Raw genomic sequence first — 12,469 nt, 5'->3', positions numbered from 1 at the left:
TATTTATCTCCTTTTTCATCTTTCACCCTCCTCCTTCGTTTTTTCTGAGATTATTTTATTATGAGGAGAATTATTTGTCAAGGTGTTTTTGTCTATTTTGTATATTTGTATACATTCCTTCCCACTTATTTGTTTCTATTTTACATAATCATTGGCAAACATTTATAATAAATTTTTATTTTTATTGTGATTATTTCTTTAGATCTTCTTTGACAATCCGCGTGAAAATACGGTATAATAAAAATAATAACACTGCATTCCTGTCTTTCATTATCAGAAACGAGGTGAGCGTATGGCGAATCCCTTATTGCAGCATTACATCAAACTGACCGAGTTTCTTGGGCAAGCTCTCGGCCCTGACTATGAGGTTGCACTGCATGACCTGACCGACAAAAACCGTTCGATCATCGCGATTGCCAACAACCATGTGAGCGGTCGGGAGATCGGCGCACCGCTGACCAATGTTGCGCTCAAGATCCTGATGGACAGAAGCTATGAAACGCAGGATTACCGGCTGCATTATCCAGGCGTTTCCGCCGCCGGCAAAACACTGCGCTCCTCCACGCTGTTTATCAAGCAGCACGGCAAGCTGATCGGGATGCTCTGCATCAACTTTGACGACAGCCGCTACCAGTCCGTCAGCGAGGATATTCTGCGACTCTGCCATCCCGACAATTTTATCGAAACCAACTTCCAGACCGAGGAAACGCCGGCGAACGCCGTGCGCAGCATCCCCCCCACCACAGAAAGCTTCCACAACTCGATCGGCGCCGTGGCGGGCGACGCTGTCGGTCGCGAGCTGCTCCGCCTCGGCGTAACGGCTGACCGGCTGACGCCCGACGAGCGCGTGCAGATCATTGGTGCGCTGGAAGCGGGCGGCATTTTCCTGCTCAAGGGCGCGGTCAAGGATGTTGCCGACGCCCTGCACTGCTCGCAGGCAAGCGTTTACCGTTACCTGTCGCAGATCAAAAAAGAGGATCCCACGCAAGAAGTGGAAGAGTAAAAAAAAGCAAGTGAAAAAATGAGCGCGGGGCGCTCATTTTTTCACTATTTGAACGGAGGTTTCTCTTATTATGCTGATCCAATTGACCGCGGCCGACGTGCCTGATTTTACCCTTGCCTGCTCCTATGAGCATGTGTTCGGTTCCCGAGCGCTGACCGCGCTCCGCGCCTACGGGTTAGGCGACGCAAACGCACGGTTTTTCCTGTGCCGGAAGGGGCGGGAGCCTGCGGCCGCCCTGTACTTAGCCAACGGCGTGCTCAGCATCTCGTCCGACGAGCGCGCCGACCCGCTTCCCATCGCCGAGCTGGCAAAACGGGAAAACGTGCGGGAAATCGATACGAACTGGCCCCAGTGCGCGGCGCTGCAAAAGCTGCTCGGCGGCGCGACCGAAAGCTCCTATTATATGGTGTACCGCGGCCTTCCGCTGGAGCAAAGCACGGAGGGTTTTGTCCGCGGGGATTTCCATACCGTGTTCAATATCCTGCAGCGCAGCCACGAATACTACCAGACCCATCTGTCGTTTGATACCTGGTCGGCGGACCTGCAGCGCAGGATCACCTGCGGCCTGGCCGAGCTTTACCAGTTTGAGCTTGACGGAGAGGCGGTCGGCACGGGCTGCATCATATCCGAGGACGACGAATGCGGCGTGCTGGGCGCGATCGCCGTGGTACCCGAACACCGCCACAAGGGGCTGGGCGGCCGCATCAGCCGTTTTCTGGTGCAGCGCATTCAGCAGAAAGGCAAAACGCCGCGCCTGATCGCCGGCTACGACCAGGTCGCGGAGCTGTATTGCGAGATCGGCTTCGCGCCGTGCGGACGGTGGGGCGAGCTTTACCCTTAACCCGACACAGCGCACCTGATAATTCTTTTGAGAAAGGTCTTGATTTTATGCAGTTTATTGATTTGCGCAGCGATACGGTCACACAGCCCACCCAGGCCATGCGGGATGCGATGTGCCGCGCGGTCGTGGGCGACGATGTCTTCGAGGATGACCCGACCGCAAAGGAGCTGGAAGCCTATGCCGCCCAGCGGCTCGGCAAGGAGGCGGCTCTGTTCGTCACTTCCGGCATGCAGGGCAACACCTGCGCGCTGCTCGCGCACACCCGCCGCGGCGACTGCGTCGTAATCGCACCGACCGCGCATATCGCTGCGCATGAGGCCGGCTCTTACGGCCAGCTCGCCGGAGTCTCCCTCCGTTTTCCAGAAAGCGTGAACGGTGTGATGGACCCTGCATCCGTGCGCGCCTGCCTGACGGATGACAGCGATGTGCAGGTCGCACCCGCCGGCCTGGTCGTCATGGAAAACGCCCATTCCACCGGCTCGGTGCTACCGCTCGACAACATGCGCGCCGTGTTCGAGATCGCGCATACGCAGGGCGTCCCCGTCCATCTGGACGGCGCACGCCTGTTCAACGCAGCGGCCGCGCTCGGCATCGCGGACGTTCGGGAGCTGACGCAGTACTGCGATACCGTCATGTGCTGTCTGTCCAAGGGCCTGTGCGCACCAGTCGGCTCGATACTCGCCGGCCCAAAGGATGTGATCTGGCGCGCCCGCCGCGCCCGCCGCATCCTGGGCGGCGGCCTGCGCCAGGTCGGTTTCCTTGCGGCGGCCGGCATGGTCGCCCTGCGCGATATGACCGGACGCCTGTCAGAGGACCACGAAAACGCCAAATATCTGGGCGAATTGCTGAGCGCGGTGGACGGCGTCCATGTGTTCGCTGAGCGCACCCAGATCGATATGGTCTTTTTCACCACGGACTGGGACGCGGAAAAGGCCTCGCGGTATCCTGCCTGGATGCTCGGCCGCGGCATCAAGGTGACCGGCTGCATGGACGGCGAATACCGTATGGTCTGCCACCATGACATTACGCGCGCCGCCTGCCAGACCGCCGCCGAAGCCATACGCGCTTTTGCCGCGGAGGGATGATATGATCCGGAATTACGTCCGCCGCCTGCTCTGGCTTGCGCTCGGCATGCTGGTCAGCGCAATCGGCATCGTGATGATGCTGCAGGCAAACATCGGTCTCGAGCCATGGAGCGTGCTGCAGCAGGGCATGGCGCAGAGCTTTGGCATCACCTACGGCACAGCTTCGGTCATCGTGGGCGCGGCCGCAATCGGCGTTGCCATCCTGTTCGGCGAGAGCTTCGGGTTCGGCACGGTCATCAATATTGTTTTGTGCGCCGTGTTTATCGACGCGCTGCTGTGGCTCGGCTGGGTCCCGCAGATGTCCGGCACGCTCTCCGGCGTCCTGATGCTGCTCGCCGGCCTGGAGCTGCTGGTGCTCGGCACCTGGATGTACATGAAAAGCGCGCTCGGCGCCGGCCCGCGCGATGCCCTGATGGTCGCGCTGGCGCGCCGGACCGGCCGCTCGGTCGGCCTGTGCCGCATATCCGTCGAGATCCTCGTCATCCTGACTGGTTATTTCCTCGGCGGACAGGTGGGCATCGGCACGGTCATTTCCGCGCTCGGCCTTGGCTCGCTGTTCAACCTGAATTTCCACCTGCTCGGCTTCCGCGCCGCGGAGCTGCATCAGGAAAACATCGCGGAGACCCTCCGATTCATCCGGCAGCAAAAAAAATAAAAAGGAAGCCGTAGGGCTTCCTTTTTTCACTCTTCATGCAGTCTCCACCGCTTTGACCGGCAGGAACTGCTCCTCGCCGAACAGGAACGCGGCGTCGCCGAACCAGTCGTCCAGCACGATCTCGCTCCCATCGCGGCTAATATGCGCCAGCAGCCACATATCGCCCATCTCCTGATGGTAGGAAATATCCACCGCCGGCTCCTCCCACTCCAGCGAATCGTACGTCAGGCAGATGGTAAAGCTGTCGTATTCCTCCGGCGGGTATTGCGCAATGTCGGGATACAGCTCGTCGTCCGGCGCATTGTACATGATCCATACGTCGCCGCTTTCCGAATACCGCCCCTCGATATACAGCGAATAGTGTTCGTCACCCTCCGCGTACAGCTCCAGTAGACTGCCGTCCGGCAACTCCACGACCGACCGCAGACCCAGCAGATCCGCAAGGGATATGACGTTGTACGCGCCCCCGTCGTCCTCATACCAGTCGTCCGCCTCCGAATACGGGGGTTCCGGCTCCACATACGGCTCCCCGAAGCGGATATCACCCACAAAATCACCGATCAGGCCGAATACGGCCGGCACCAACTGCAAAAGCACCACCGCCGCGGAAACCAGCGCGATGACGCGCCCTTTCTTTTTCTGGGCCGCGCGGTCCTTTTTCACCTTGCCGTTCAGGATGGTCGGCTCCGTTGTTTTGGGCGCGGCGCTTCCGTGCGGCCGGAACGACGCGCCGCGCCGCACCGACAGCCGCCCCCGGCTGCCCGCCCTGGCGCCGCAGATCGGACACTCTCGGTCGCCGTCGTCAAAATTGATCCCACAATGCTGGCATTTCATAAAAACGCCTCCCCTCTCTCCTGCTTTTATCATACCAGAGCGAGGGGGCACGCGCAAGATTATTTTGCCATGCTGCACAAAAGCAAATGAACCTGGGCGGGATCGATCACGGTCAGCCCTTCCGCCGCCTGGGCGGACGGCAGGCTGGTGGTGACGCCCGCGCCGGTATTGGGATGCAACGCAGACCATCCAAAGTCCAGCAGGAACACCACCGCCAGCAACGCGCAGCACTGCCGCGCCTGCGGCCTAGGCAACCGCCGCATCCATCCCGCGGCCTTGGGACCCGCCCAATATACCGCAGCGCAGCAGCCTGCGCCGAACACCAGCGAGGTCAGCGGGCTGACCAATCCGTCGATATTGAGCGGGAGCATGGAATAGTCCCACCAGCGCAGGCCGTACAGGCTATCCAGATACCTGCCCGTGACGTATTCGATCACCGTGCAGAGCGCGACACCCAACGCAAACACCCGCAGCGGTTTGTCCGCGAAGCGGCGCAGCAGCAAAACAGCCAACACGCCGCCCGCGCCGTAGATCGGCAGCCACGGCCCCAACATCGTGCCGCGCTTGACCAGCTCACCGTTGAATACGAGGTGGAGCGCAACCTCCCATAGCCAGCCCGCCGCGGAAAAAGCGAAGAACAGCCCTGCCAGCTCAGCCGGCGCATACTGCCGGCCGATGGACTGCCGTATTTTTCCCGTCATGACGTCCGCCTCCTTTGCATAATTCCATTGTAGCCGAAATTTCTTTTCATTTTATACGCAAACTTCTTAAGGCTTTGCAATTTTCCCGTCTTTGGGGTGCAAAAAGGGACGCGCGGCGCCGCGCGTCCCCCGTGGTGAAAAACAGATGTGGTTTATTCCAGATTGAGCCGGTTCTTCAGAATATGGCGGACCGCCAGGAAGAACGCCGCGCCCGGCACCGCCGTTGCAACGCACAGCGTTATCATGCCAATATGGATGGTCGCAGTCGGCCCGATGCCGCGGAAGAAGTTTGCCAGTGCCATCCATACGCTGTCAAAGGGCAGGTTACCCACACCCATGATAAAGAACATGAAAAGGAACTGGAACACAGTGGACAATACAAAGTACCAAACCACCGCCATCAGCACGCGGTGCTTTTTCGCCAGATGTCCCAGCGCGATACACAGGTAGATGAACAGCATACCGACAACCGCACAGAGCAGCAGCCAAGCGAACGTCTCCAGAGTATAGAACAGCGTATTAGGGTCGCTCGTAAAAGATTTCCATATGGCGGCCAGCACATCGCCCAGCCCCACAAGCAGGCCCGAACCTGAACCGATGATGCCTATGCTCAGCACTGCCGCAACTGTAGCAATAATACTCATAACGGTCGCAACAATGACCTTACTCCAGATATGCTGAGAAACCGTCACCGGCAGAGTGAACATCAGGTACCCCTCGTCCCCCAGCAGGTTTTTGTAAAACCGTTGGATCAGGATAACCGCGGTTACAACGAACACCGCTACCATCACAGCGAAATACAACATTGCCATTAGCACCGTAGGGATGCCGTACAGCAGGTTCTGCACCTGGTCAGTCATGGTCAGGCGGTTGACCACGGCCAACAGCAGCACCGCCGCGTACATCGGAAGGCAGATGCGCGCGCACGCCTTCCACTCATATTTCAGCAGCTTCAGCATGCAAACACCTCCCTGAACAGCATATCGACCGATTTCCCATGCTCCTCGCGGATGGTATCCACGCTCTCGTGCAGGGTCATCACGCCGTTTTTCAAAAAGATGACCTCGTCCAGCACGCGCTCAATATCCGCGATCAGGTGGGTGGAGAGCAGCACGGTGGCGTCCTCGCTGTAATTGGACAGGATGGTGTTGAGGATGTAGTCGCGCGCCGCGGGATCCACGCCGCCGATCGGCTCGTCAAGCAGGAAGAGCTGGGCCTTGCGGCTCATGGTCAGGATGAGCTGCACCTTTTCTTTCGTCCCCTTGGACAGCGTTTTGAGACGCGCCAACGGGCTGATATCCAGCGTTTTCAGCATATCGTTCGCCTTGATCTTGTCAAAATCCGCATAGAAGTCCGCGAAAAAGTCAAACAGGTCGCACACGCGCATCCAGTCGTTCAGGTAAGCACGGTCGGGCAGATAGCTGACCACGCTGTGCGTATGCACGCCCGGCTTTTCCCCGTCGATCAGCACCGTGCCGCTGGTCGGCTGCAGCAGGCCGTTAAGCAGCTTGATCGCTGTCGTTTTGCCCGATCCGTTCGGCCCCAGCAGGCCAATAAAGCGGCCGCGCTCGAGCGTTAGGCTCAGGCTGTCAAGCGCCCTGATACTGCCGTAAATCTTGGTCAGCCCTTCGCATACAACCAGATCATTCCTCTGTTCCATTCTTCTTCTCCTCCCCCCTGCGCTTTTCCAAAAGCGCCACGATCTCCTTCTCGGTAAAGCCAAGCTGACTCATGCCGGCTAAAAATTCTGAAATACGGTCGCTTGCGATCTGCTCCCGAATTTTTGCTATCATCTCTTTATCCTCCGTAACATATCGTCCACTGGTGCGGTTGGTGTACATCAGCCCTTCGCGCTCCAAATCCGCCAGCGCGCGCTGCATTGTGTTCGGGTTCACGCCCGCCTCCGCCGCCAGCTCCCGCACGGGCGGCACCTTATCGCCCGCGCCGAGCTGCCCGCTTACGATCTGCTCGGTCAGCTGCTCCATGAGCTGCTGGTAGATCGGGCGGTCGCCCCGCAGTTGCCATTGCATAGGCTCGCTCCTCTCCGTTTCTTTGTACTATGATAATAGTACAGTAATGCATAATTGTCAATACCTTTTTCAAAAATTTTTTATCCAGCCCCGCGACCGCTAAATTATTGCTGAAAAATCCCGCGTGATATGCTATAATTACAGGTACACTGGAGGGTAATTTTTATGAAGATCTATCCCAGCCTGCGTCTGCTCTGGGCCGCGCTTGTGGTATCCGCGGTCACGGGCCTCGGCAGCCTCTTTCCTGAAAACGGAGTTAGCCTGGCCGCCAGCATCCTTAACCTTGCGGCATACGGCGTGGTGCTGTATATTCTGCACCGTCTTTCGGAGGAATCGGCAAGGTTCGGCCGCGCCTTTTCCTGCCAACTCATCTCGCTGGTCCTCTCCATCCTGGCTCTGGCCTGCACGTTTATGGGTACGTCGGATATGATGGTGCATTTCATGGTGCTGCTGATGGTGACCGGCTCGCTGTTCAGCCTGATCAGCCAGTATCATATGTACTGGGCGCTGGATGAGCGTGTCATCCCCTGCGGCTACGCCTACCCCGCCCGCCGCATCCGCTGGTGCTTTTACACGCCGCTGATCGGCGCGGTGGCCGCCTCTTTCATACAAACCCTGTTTTATCAAAACCCGGCCGCGCTGGTCGTGCAGCTCGTCTGCCAGCTTGCACCGCTTGTTCTGCTCTGGCAATACCTGCGGGCAGTCAAAAACCGCGAGGACGATCCGCTTCATATGTAGTGGCACACCAAAAAACGCGCGCCGGAACGCTTTGTTCCGACGCGCGTTTTTTATGCGTTTTCCGAAAACTCCGCCAGGCGGAGGTCTTCGTTATGGTCGAGCGCATAGGTGATATTCCACGGCGAGGTGAAAAGCAGCAGGCTGTTGCCCTTGAGATCCTCGACGATTTTGGTGTCGCTCGTAAGCTGTAGGCGCTTGATGTCGAAATCCTCCTCGTCGTTCTCCACCCAGCGCACATGCTCATAGGGCAGGTTCTCGCGGATGATCTCCACGTTATACTCGTTTTTCAAGCGGTATTCGAGCACCTCGAACTGTAGCACGCCAACCACGCCCACAATGACCGCCTCCATGCCCGAGCCCGGCTCGCGGAATATTTGAATCGCACCCTCCTGCGCAATCTGCTCCACGCCCTTGACGAACTGCTTGCGCTTTAAGGTATCCTTCTGCCGCACCGTTGCGAACAGCTCGGGCGCAAAGGTCGGTATGCCGGAAAAGACGCATTTGCGCTTGGGGTCGCATACCGTGTCCCCAATCGCGAACACGCCCGGGTCAAAGATGCCGATGATATCGCCCGCATAGGCCTCGTCCACGATCGAACGGTCCTGCGCCATGAGTTGCTGCGGCGCGGCGAGCGCCATCTTTTTGCCGGTCCGCACATGCAGCACCTCCTGCCCGCGCTCAAACTTGCCCGAGCAGATGCGCATGAATGCCACGCGGTCGCGGTGCGCCTTGTTCATGTTCGCCTGAATCTTGAACACGAACGCGGAAAAATGATCCTCAAATGGGTCGATCACGCCGATATCCGCAGTGCGCGCAGTCGGCGGCGGGGTCATCTGCAAAAACTTCTTGAGGAAAGGCTCCACGCCGAAGTTGGTCAGCGCCGAGCCAAAGAACACCGGCGACAGCTTTCCCTCATGCACGGCTTTCAGGTCGAATTCATCCCCCGCGCCGGAGAGCAGCTCCACGTCGTCGATCAGGGTCTGGTACTGGTCCTCGGGCAGCATTCCCTCCAGGATCGGGTCGTCGATCGACAGGCGCTGCGCCTTGACCTCGTGGCGGAAGTCCGCACCCTCGAACGCGATGACCTGGTCGTCCATGCGGTCGTACACGCCTTTGAAGCGCTTGCCCGAGCCGATTGGCCAGTTGACCGCGTAGGTGCCGATGCCCAGCTCGTTTTCAATATCCTCAAGCAGCTCGTAGGGGTCGCGCGCCTCACGGTCCATCTTGTTGATGAACGTGAAGATCGGCACGCCGCGCATGGCGCACACCTTGAACAGCTTGCGCGTCTGCGCCTCCACGCCTTTGGACGCGTCGATAACCATGACCGCCGAATCCGCCGCCATCAGCGTGCGGTAGGTATCCTCGGAAAAGTCCTGGTGGCCCGGGGTATCCAGGATGTTGATGCACTTGCCCTCGTACCGGAACTGTAGCACCGACGAGGTGACCGAAATACCGCGCTGCTTTTCGATCTCCATCCAGTCGGAAACCGCGTGGCGGCTGTTTTTCTTGCCCTTGACCATGCCGGCCTCCTGAATGGCGCCGCCGTAGAGCAAAAATTTCTCGGTTATGGTGGTTTTGCCAGCGTCAGGGTGCGATATGATCGCAAATGTGCGCCGGTTTTCGATTTCTTTCTTCAGGTCTGCCACAGGCTTATTTCCTCCCGATCATGCAAAACTTATAAATTTTTGCGAAATGTACACAGAATCTTCACAATTGCCGGATATAGTATAAATGTGGAAAGCGTAAGATCCCCCCACATGTTCTTGCTTTCTACTCTCTATCCTACCTTTTATTGCGGGAACGGCCGGACGAAAGTCCGGCCGTTCCTGTTTTTTCGCGCTGTGCGCATCACAGGACGCGCCTATACCCCTTTTCACGCGGGCAGGCAGGAACACAGTGTAGAACAGCGGCCGCGTCAGGCGGCGGGTTACAGCTCCCGCCTACCCTCCAGCGCGCGGAGCAGCGTAACCTCGTCCACCATTTCCAGATGGCCGCCGACCGGCATCCCGTAGCCCAGGCGGGTGATTTTGATACCGAACGGCTGCAGCAGGCGGGAAATGTACATTGCGGTCGCTTCCCCCTCGGTATCCGGATTGGTGGCGAGGATGACCTCCTCGGTTTCCTCGTCCGCCACACGCTGCACCAGTTCGCGAATGCGAATATCGTCCGGCCCGATGTGGTTCATCGGCGACAGCGTGCCGTGCAGCACATGGTACAGCCCTTTATATTCCCTGGTCCGTTCAAACGCGATCACATCGCGCGGGTCGGTCACCACGCAGATGGTCTTCTGGTCTCGCGCCTGGTCGGCGCAGATCGGGCAGGTTTCGGTGTCCGTCAGGTTCTGGCAGCGTTTGCAGGTGAACGTTTTTGCCTTGGCATCCCGTATCGCATCCGCGAAGCGCTCCGCATCCTCTTTGGGCAGGTCGAGCACATAGAACGCCAGGCGCTGCGCGGTCTTTTGTCCAATGCCGGGGAGCCGCGCGAATTCCTCGATCAGCTTTTCGACCGGCGGCGCGAAAAAGTCCATCAGAACAGGCCGCCGCCCAGACCGCCCATGCCGCCCGTCACTGCGGACATCTGGCTCTGGGATTTTTCGGTTGCCGCCTTGAGCGCTTCGTTCACCGCCGCCACCACCAGGTCCTGTAGCATTTCGATATCGTCCGGATCAACCACGTCGGGCTTGATCTCAATGCTTTTCAGCGCCGACGTGCCGGTCACGGTCACGGTCACCATGCCGCCGCCCGCCGTGCCGATGGTCTCCATCTGGGCGATTTCCTCTTGCGCCTTAAGCATGTTTTCCTGCATTTTCTGCGCCTGCTTCATCATGGCCTGCATATTCATGCCGCCGCCAAAACCGCCAAATTTACCCTTTGCCATCTGTTATGTCCTCCTTAAAGCTCTTTCACTTGTATATCAAACGCTTTCGCGCGGCCAATCAGCTCATCGACCGCAGTATTTTTTTTGTGGACCGGCTCGTCCCCTGCCTCCCGCACCTTAACCTTAACTGGCGCGCCGGCAAGCGCCGCCGCCTGCGCGCGGATGACCTTCATGGTCGGCTCCGCCTTGGCGAGCATGGCCGTAATCCCATCCTCGCAGAGGATAACGAGCGCGCCGTCCTCCTCGATGCCGCGCGCGGACAGCTTGAGATTGGTATGCGCGCCCGTGTTGATCTTGCCGGTCAACGCTTCGAGCAGCGCGGGCCAGTGCGGCCAGTCAGCTGCTGCCGGAGCCGCCGCCTCGTTTTTTCCCGGCGCGCGGATATCCTCCTGCCCGCCGGCCCAATCCGGCGCGTCGCTGTCGTCCGGCGGGGGCGGCTCATCGCCGATGCCTGCGGCCGTTCCGGACGCAGGCATCGGCTGCGCGGCCTGTACCGGCACGCCGTTTTTCAGCTTTTCCTCCAGCGCTTCCACGCGGCCGCCCAAGGTATCATAGCTGTCCGCGTCCAGGCTGCACAGCCGCACCGCGCACAGCTCGGCCTCCACACGGCGGTTTGCCGCGCTGCGCATCCGGTCGAGCGCGTCGCCGATCACACGGCTCCACGCGATCAGGGTCGAAGCCGCCAGTCCGTCGCACAGCTTCTGCAGGGTCTGCACGCTGTAGGCGGGGGAAATCAGCGCGGAAACATCAGTTTTGCTGGTTTTCACCAGAAGCGCGTCCCGTATCAGGCCGAGCATTTGGTCGTAAACCGAGGCCAAATCGCGGCCCGCGTTATAATATTCATCCAACAGGCCGACTGCCGCGGCCAGATCGCCCGCTTTCAGGCTGCCGGCCAGCCGCAGGCTGTCATCCTGCCCCATCACGCCCAGTGCTGCGGTGACCGTTTGTTCATCCACCGCGCCCGCCGCGGCCGCGCGGTCCAGCATGGACAGCGCATCGCGCATCGCACCGTCGGCCAGGCGCGCAATCAGGCGCGCGGCCCCCTCGGTCAGCCCGATGCCCTCGCCCCCCGCCACATCGAGCAGGCGGCGCGCAATATCCTCCGCACCGATGCGTCGGAAATCAAACCGCTGGCAGCGCGACAGGATGGTTGCGGGTACCTTATGCAGCTCTGTGGTCGCCAGAATGAACAGCACATGCTCGGGCGGTTCCTCCAGGGTTTTGAGCAGCGCGTTGAACGCGCCGATCGAGAGCATATGCACCTCGTCGATGATGAACACCCGCTTTTTTACCTGCGCGGGCGTGTAGCGCGTCTCGTCACGCAGGTCGCGGATATTGTCCACGCCGTTGTTGGAGGCCGCGTCGATCTCGGTCACATCCAGTACGGACCCGTCCAATATCCCCCGGCAGGCCGCGCATTCGTTGCACGGGTCGCCGTTGACCGGATTTTCGCAGTTGACCGCCCGGGCAAGGATTTTTGCGCAGGTCGTCTTGCCCGTGCCTCGCGTACCGGTAAACAGGTAGGCATGGCTCAGCCGTCCGGACTGGAGCTGCGCGCGGAGCGTATCCGTGATATGCTGCTGCCCAATTACGTCCGCGAATGTCTGCGGCCGCCACTTGCGGTATAATGCCTGATACACGTCCTATCGCAACCCCTTTCCTCAATTTCTGCTGCGCCTGTGGGCAAACGCCCCGCACACACACC

The 12,469-nt window shown here is 59.4% G+C and carries 14 protein-coding genes; 5 read left to right on the top strand and 9 right to left on the bottom strand.

Going from position 1 to position 12,469, the window contains the following annotated elements; translation table 11 throughout:
• The first annotated feature begins 292 nt into the window (after positions 1 to 292).
• The 4 genes from OCV66_RS03965 to OCV66_RS03950 all read left to right on the top strand — a co-directional run bounded on the left by OCV66_RS03965 (position 293) and on the right by OCV66_RS03950 (position 3,584).
• Entirely contained in the window at positions 293 to 1,003 is a 711-nt protein-coding gene (locus OCV66_RS03965) for a helix-turn-helix transcriptional regulator (protein WP_054327470.1), read from the top strand.
• Positions 1,004 to 1,073: 70 nt separating this feature from the next.
• The gene (locus OCV66_RS03960; RefSeq protein ID WP_054327469.1) at positions 1,074 to 1,844 is read left to right on the top strand and encodes a GNAT family N-acetyltransferase; all 771 of its coding nucleotides are present in this window, start codon (positions 1,074 to 1,076) and stop codon (positions 1,842 to 1,844) included.
• A gap of 47 nt (positions 1,845 to 1,891) precedes the next feature.
• Positions 1,892 to 2,929, top strand: a complete 1,038-nt coding sequence (locus OCV66_RS03955; RefSeq protein ID WP_054327468.1) for a threonine aldolase family protein — start codon at positions 1,892 to 1,894, stop codon at positions 2,927 to 2,929.
• A gap of 1 nt (position 2,930) precedes the next feature.
• Positions 2,931 to 3,584, top strand: a complete 654-nt coding sequence (locus tag OCV66_RS03950; RefSeq protein ID WP_107631539.1) for a YczE/YyaS/YitT family protein — start codon at positions 2,931 to 2,933, stop codon at positions 3,582 to 3,584.
• Positions 3,585 to 3,617: 33 nt separating this feature from the next.
• Here OCV66_RS03950 and OCV66_RS03945 read toward each other — a convergent pair whose 3' ends face one another.
• From OCV66_RS03945 to OCV66_RS03925, 5 genes are all read right to left on the bottom strand, one after another.
• Positions 3,618 to 4,418 carry a zinc ribbon domain-containing protein gene (locus OCV66_RS03945; protein WP_054327466.1) on the bottom strand — a complete coding sequence of 267 codons (801 nt, stop codon included), beginning with the start codon at positions 4,416 to 4,418 and terminating at the stop codon, positions 3,618 to 3,620.
• Between the two features lie 59 nt (positions 4,419 to 4,477).
• On the bottom strand, positions 4,478 to 5,119 hold the full coding sequence (locus OCV66_RS03940; protein WP_147573815.1) for a putative ABC transporter permease: 642 nt from the start codon (positions 5,117 to 5,119) through the stop codon (positions 4,478 to 4,480).
• 152 nt (positions 5,120 to 5,271) lie between these two features.
• Positions 5,272 to 6,078 carry a hypothetical protein gene (locus OCV66_RS03935; protein WP_054327464.1) on the bottom strand — a complete coding sequence of 269 codons (807 nt, stop codon included), beginning with the start codon at positions 6,076 to 6,078 and terminating at the stop codon, positions 5,272 to 5,274.
• Entirely contained in the window at positions 6,072 to 6,779 is a 708-nt protein-coding gene (locus OCV66_RS03930; RefSeq protein WP_054327463.1) for an ABC transporter ATP-binding protein, read from the bottom strand. Before OCV66_RS03930 ends, OCV66_RS03935 begins: the two co-directional genes overlap by 7 nt.
• A complete protein-coding gene (locus tag OCV66_RS03925) occupies positions 6,763 to 7,149 on the bottom strand; it encodes a GntR family transcriptional regulator (protein WP_054327462.1) in 387 nt (128 codons plus the stop codon). Before OCV66_RS03925 ends, OCV66_RS03930 begins: the two co-directional genes overlap by 17 nt.
• Positions 7,150 to 7,314: 165 nt before the next feature.
• Here OCV66_RS03925 and OCV66_RS03920 point away from each other — a divergent pair, with 165 nt between their 5' ends.
• A complete protein-coding gene (locus OCV66_RS03920; protein WP_147573814.1) occupies positions 7,315 to 7,887 on the top strand; it encodes a hypothetical protein in 573 nt (190 codons plus the stop codon).
• Positions 7,888 to 7,937: 50 nt separating this feature from the next.
• Here OCV66_RS03920 and OCV66_RS03915 read toward each other — a convergent pair whose 3' ends face one another.
• The 4 genes from OCV66_RS03915 to dnaX all read right to left on the bottom strand — a co-directional run bounded on the left by OCV66_RS03915 (position 7,938) and on the right by dnaX (position 12,404).
• Positions 7,938 to 9,533 (bottom strand): peptide chain release factor 3, encoded by a 1,596-nt coding sequence (locus OCV66_RS03915; RefSeq protein ID WP_054327460.1) that lies wholly within the window; start codon positions 9,531 to 9,533, stop codon positions 7,938 to 7,940.
• 281 nt (positions 9,534 to 9,814) lie between these two features.
• On the bottom strand, positions 9,815 to 10,414 hold the full coding sequence (gene recR, locus OCV66_RS03910; RefSeq protein ID WP_054327459.1) for a recombination mediator RecR: 600 nt from the start codon (positions 10,412 to 10,414) through the stop codon (positions 9,815 to 9,817).
• Positions 10,414 to 10,764 carry a YbaB/EbfC family nucleoid-associated protein gene (locus tag OCV66_RS03905; RefSeq protein ID WP_054327458.1) on the bottom strand — a complete coding sequence of 117 codons (351 nt, stop codon included), beginning with the start codon at positions 10,762 to 10,764 and terminating at the stop codon, positions 10,414 to 10,416. The genes recR and OCV66_RS03905 overlap by 1 nt, the downstream gene beginning before the upstream one ends.
• A 14-nt stretch (positions 10,765 to 10,778) precedes the next feature.
• Positions 10,779 to 12,404: a DNA polymerase III subunit gamma/tau gene (gene dnaX / locus OCV66_RS03900; RefSeq protein WP_147573813.1), complete on the bottom strand. Its 1,626-nt coding sequence runs from the start codon at positions 12,402 to 12,404 to the stop codon at positions 10,779 to 10,781.
• Positions 12,405 to 12,469 lie beyond the last annotated feature (65 nt).

This window comes from Agathobaculum ammoniilyticum (assembly GCF_025567315.1).
GTDB classification, from domain to species: Bacteria; Bacillota; Clostridia; order Oscillospirales; family Butyricicoccaceae; genus Agathobaculum; species Agathobaculum ammoniilyticum.
This window is presented reverse-complemented; position numbering and strand designations above follow the sequence as displayed.

Excerpts from the sequence above, each read along its gene's own strand:
- OCV66_RS03930 (WP_054327463.1), bottom strand. The coding sequence starts at position 6,779 with ATGGAACAGAGGAATGATCTGGTTGTATGCGAAGGGCTGACCAAGATT.
- OCV66_RS03960 (WP_054327469.1), top strand. The coding sequence starts at position 1,074 with ATGCTGATCCAATTGACCGCGGCCGACGTGCCTGATTTTACCCTTGCC.
- OCV66_RS03935 (WP_054327464.1), bottom strand. The coding sequence starts at position 6,078 with ATGCTGAAGCTGCTGAAATATGAGTGGAAGGCGTGCGCGCGCATCTGC.
- OCV66_RS03965 (WP_054327470.1), top strand. The coding sequence starts at position 293 with ATGGCGAATCCCTTATTGCAGCATTACATCAAACTGACCGAGTTTCTT.
- OCV66_RS03905 (WP_054327458.1), bottom strand. The coding sequence starts at position 10,764 with ATGGCAAAGGGTAAATTTGGCGGTTTTGGCGGCGGCATGAATATGCAG.
- OCV66_RS03955 (WP_054327468.1), top strand. The coding sequence starts at position 1,892 with ATGCAGTTTATTGATTTGCGCAGCGATACGGTCACACAGCCCACCCAG.
- OCV66_RS03920 (WP_147573814.1), top strand. The coding sequence starts at position 7,315 with ATGAAGATCTATCCCAGCCTGCGTCTGCTCTGGGCCGCGCTTGTGGTA.
- OCV66_RS03925 (WP_054327462.1), bottom strand. The coding sequence starts at position 7,149 with ATGCAATGGCAACTGCGGGGCGACCGCCCGATCTACCAGCAGCTCATG.
- recR (WP_054327459.1), bottom strand. The coding sequence starts at position 10,414 with ATGGACTTTTTCGCGCCGCCGGTCGAAAAGCTGATCGAGGAATTCGCG.
- OCV66_RS03940 (WP_147573815.1), bottom strand. The coding sequence starts at position 5,119 with ATGACGGGAAAAATACGGCAGTCCATCGGCCGGCAGTATGCGCCGGCT.
- OCV66_RS03945 (WP_054327466.1), bottom strand. The coding sequence starts at position 4,418 with ATGAAATGCCAGCATTGTGGGATCAATTTTGACGACGGCGACCGAGAG.
- OCV66_RS03950 (WP_107631539.1), top strand. The coding sequence starts at position 2,931 with ATGATCCGGAATTACGTCCGCCGCCTGCTCTGGCTTGCGCTCGGCATG.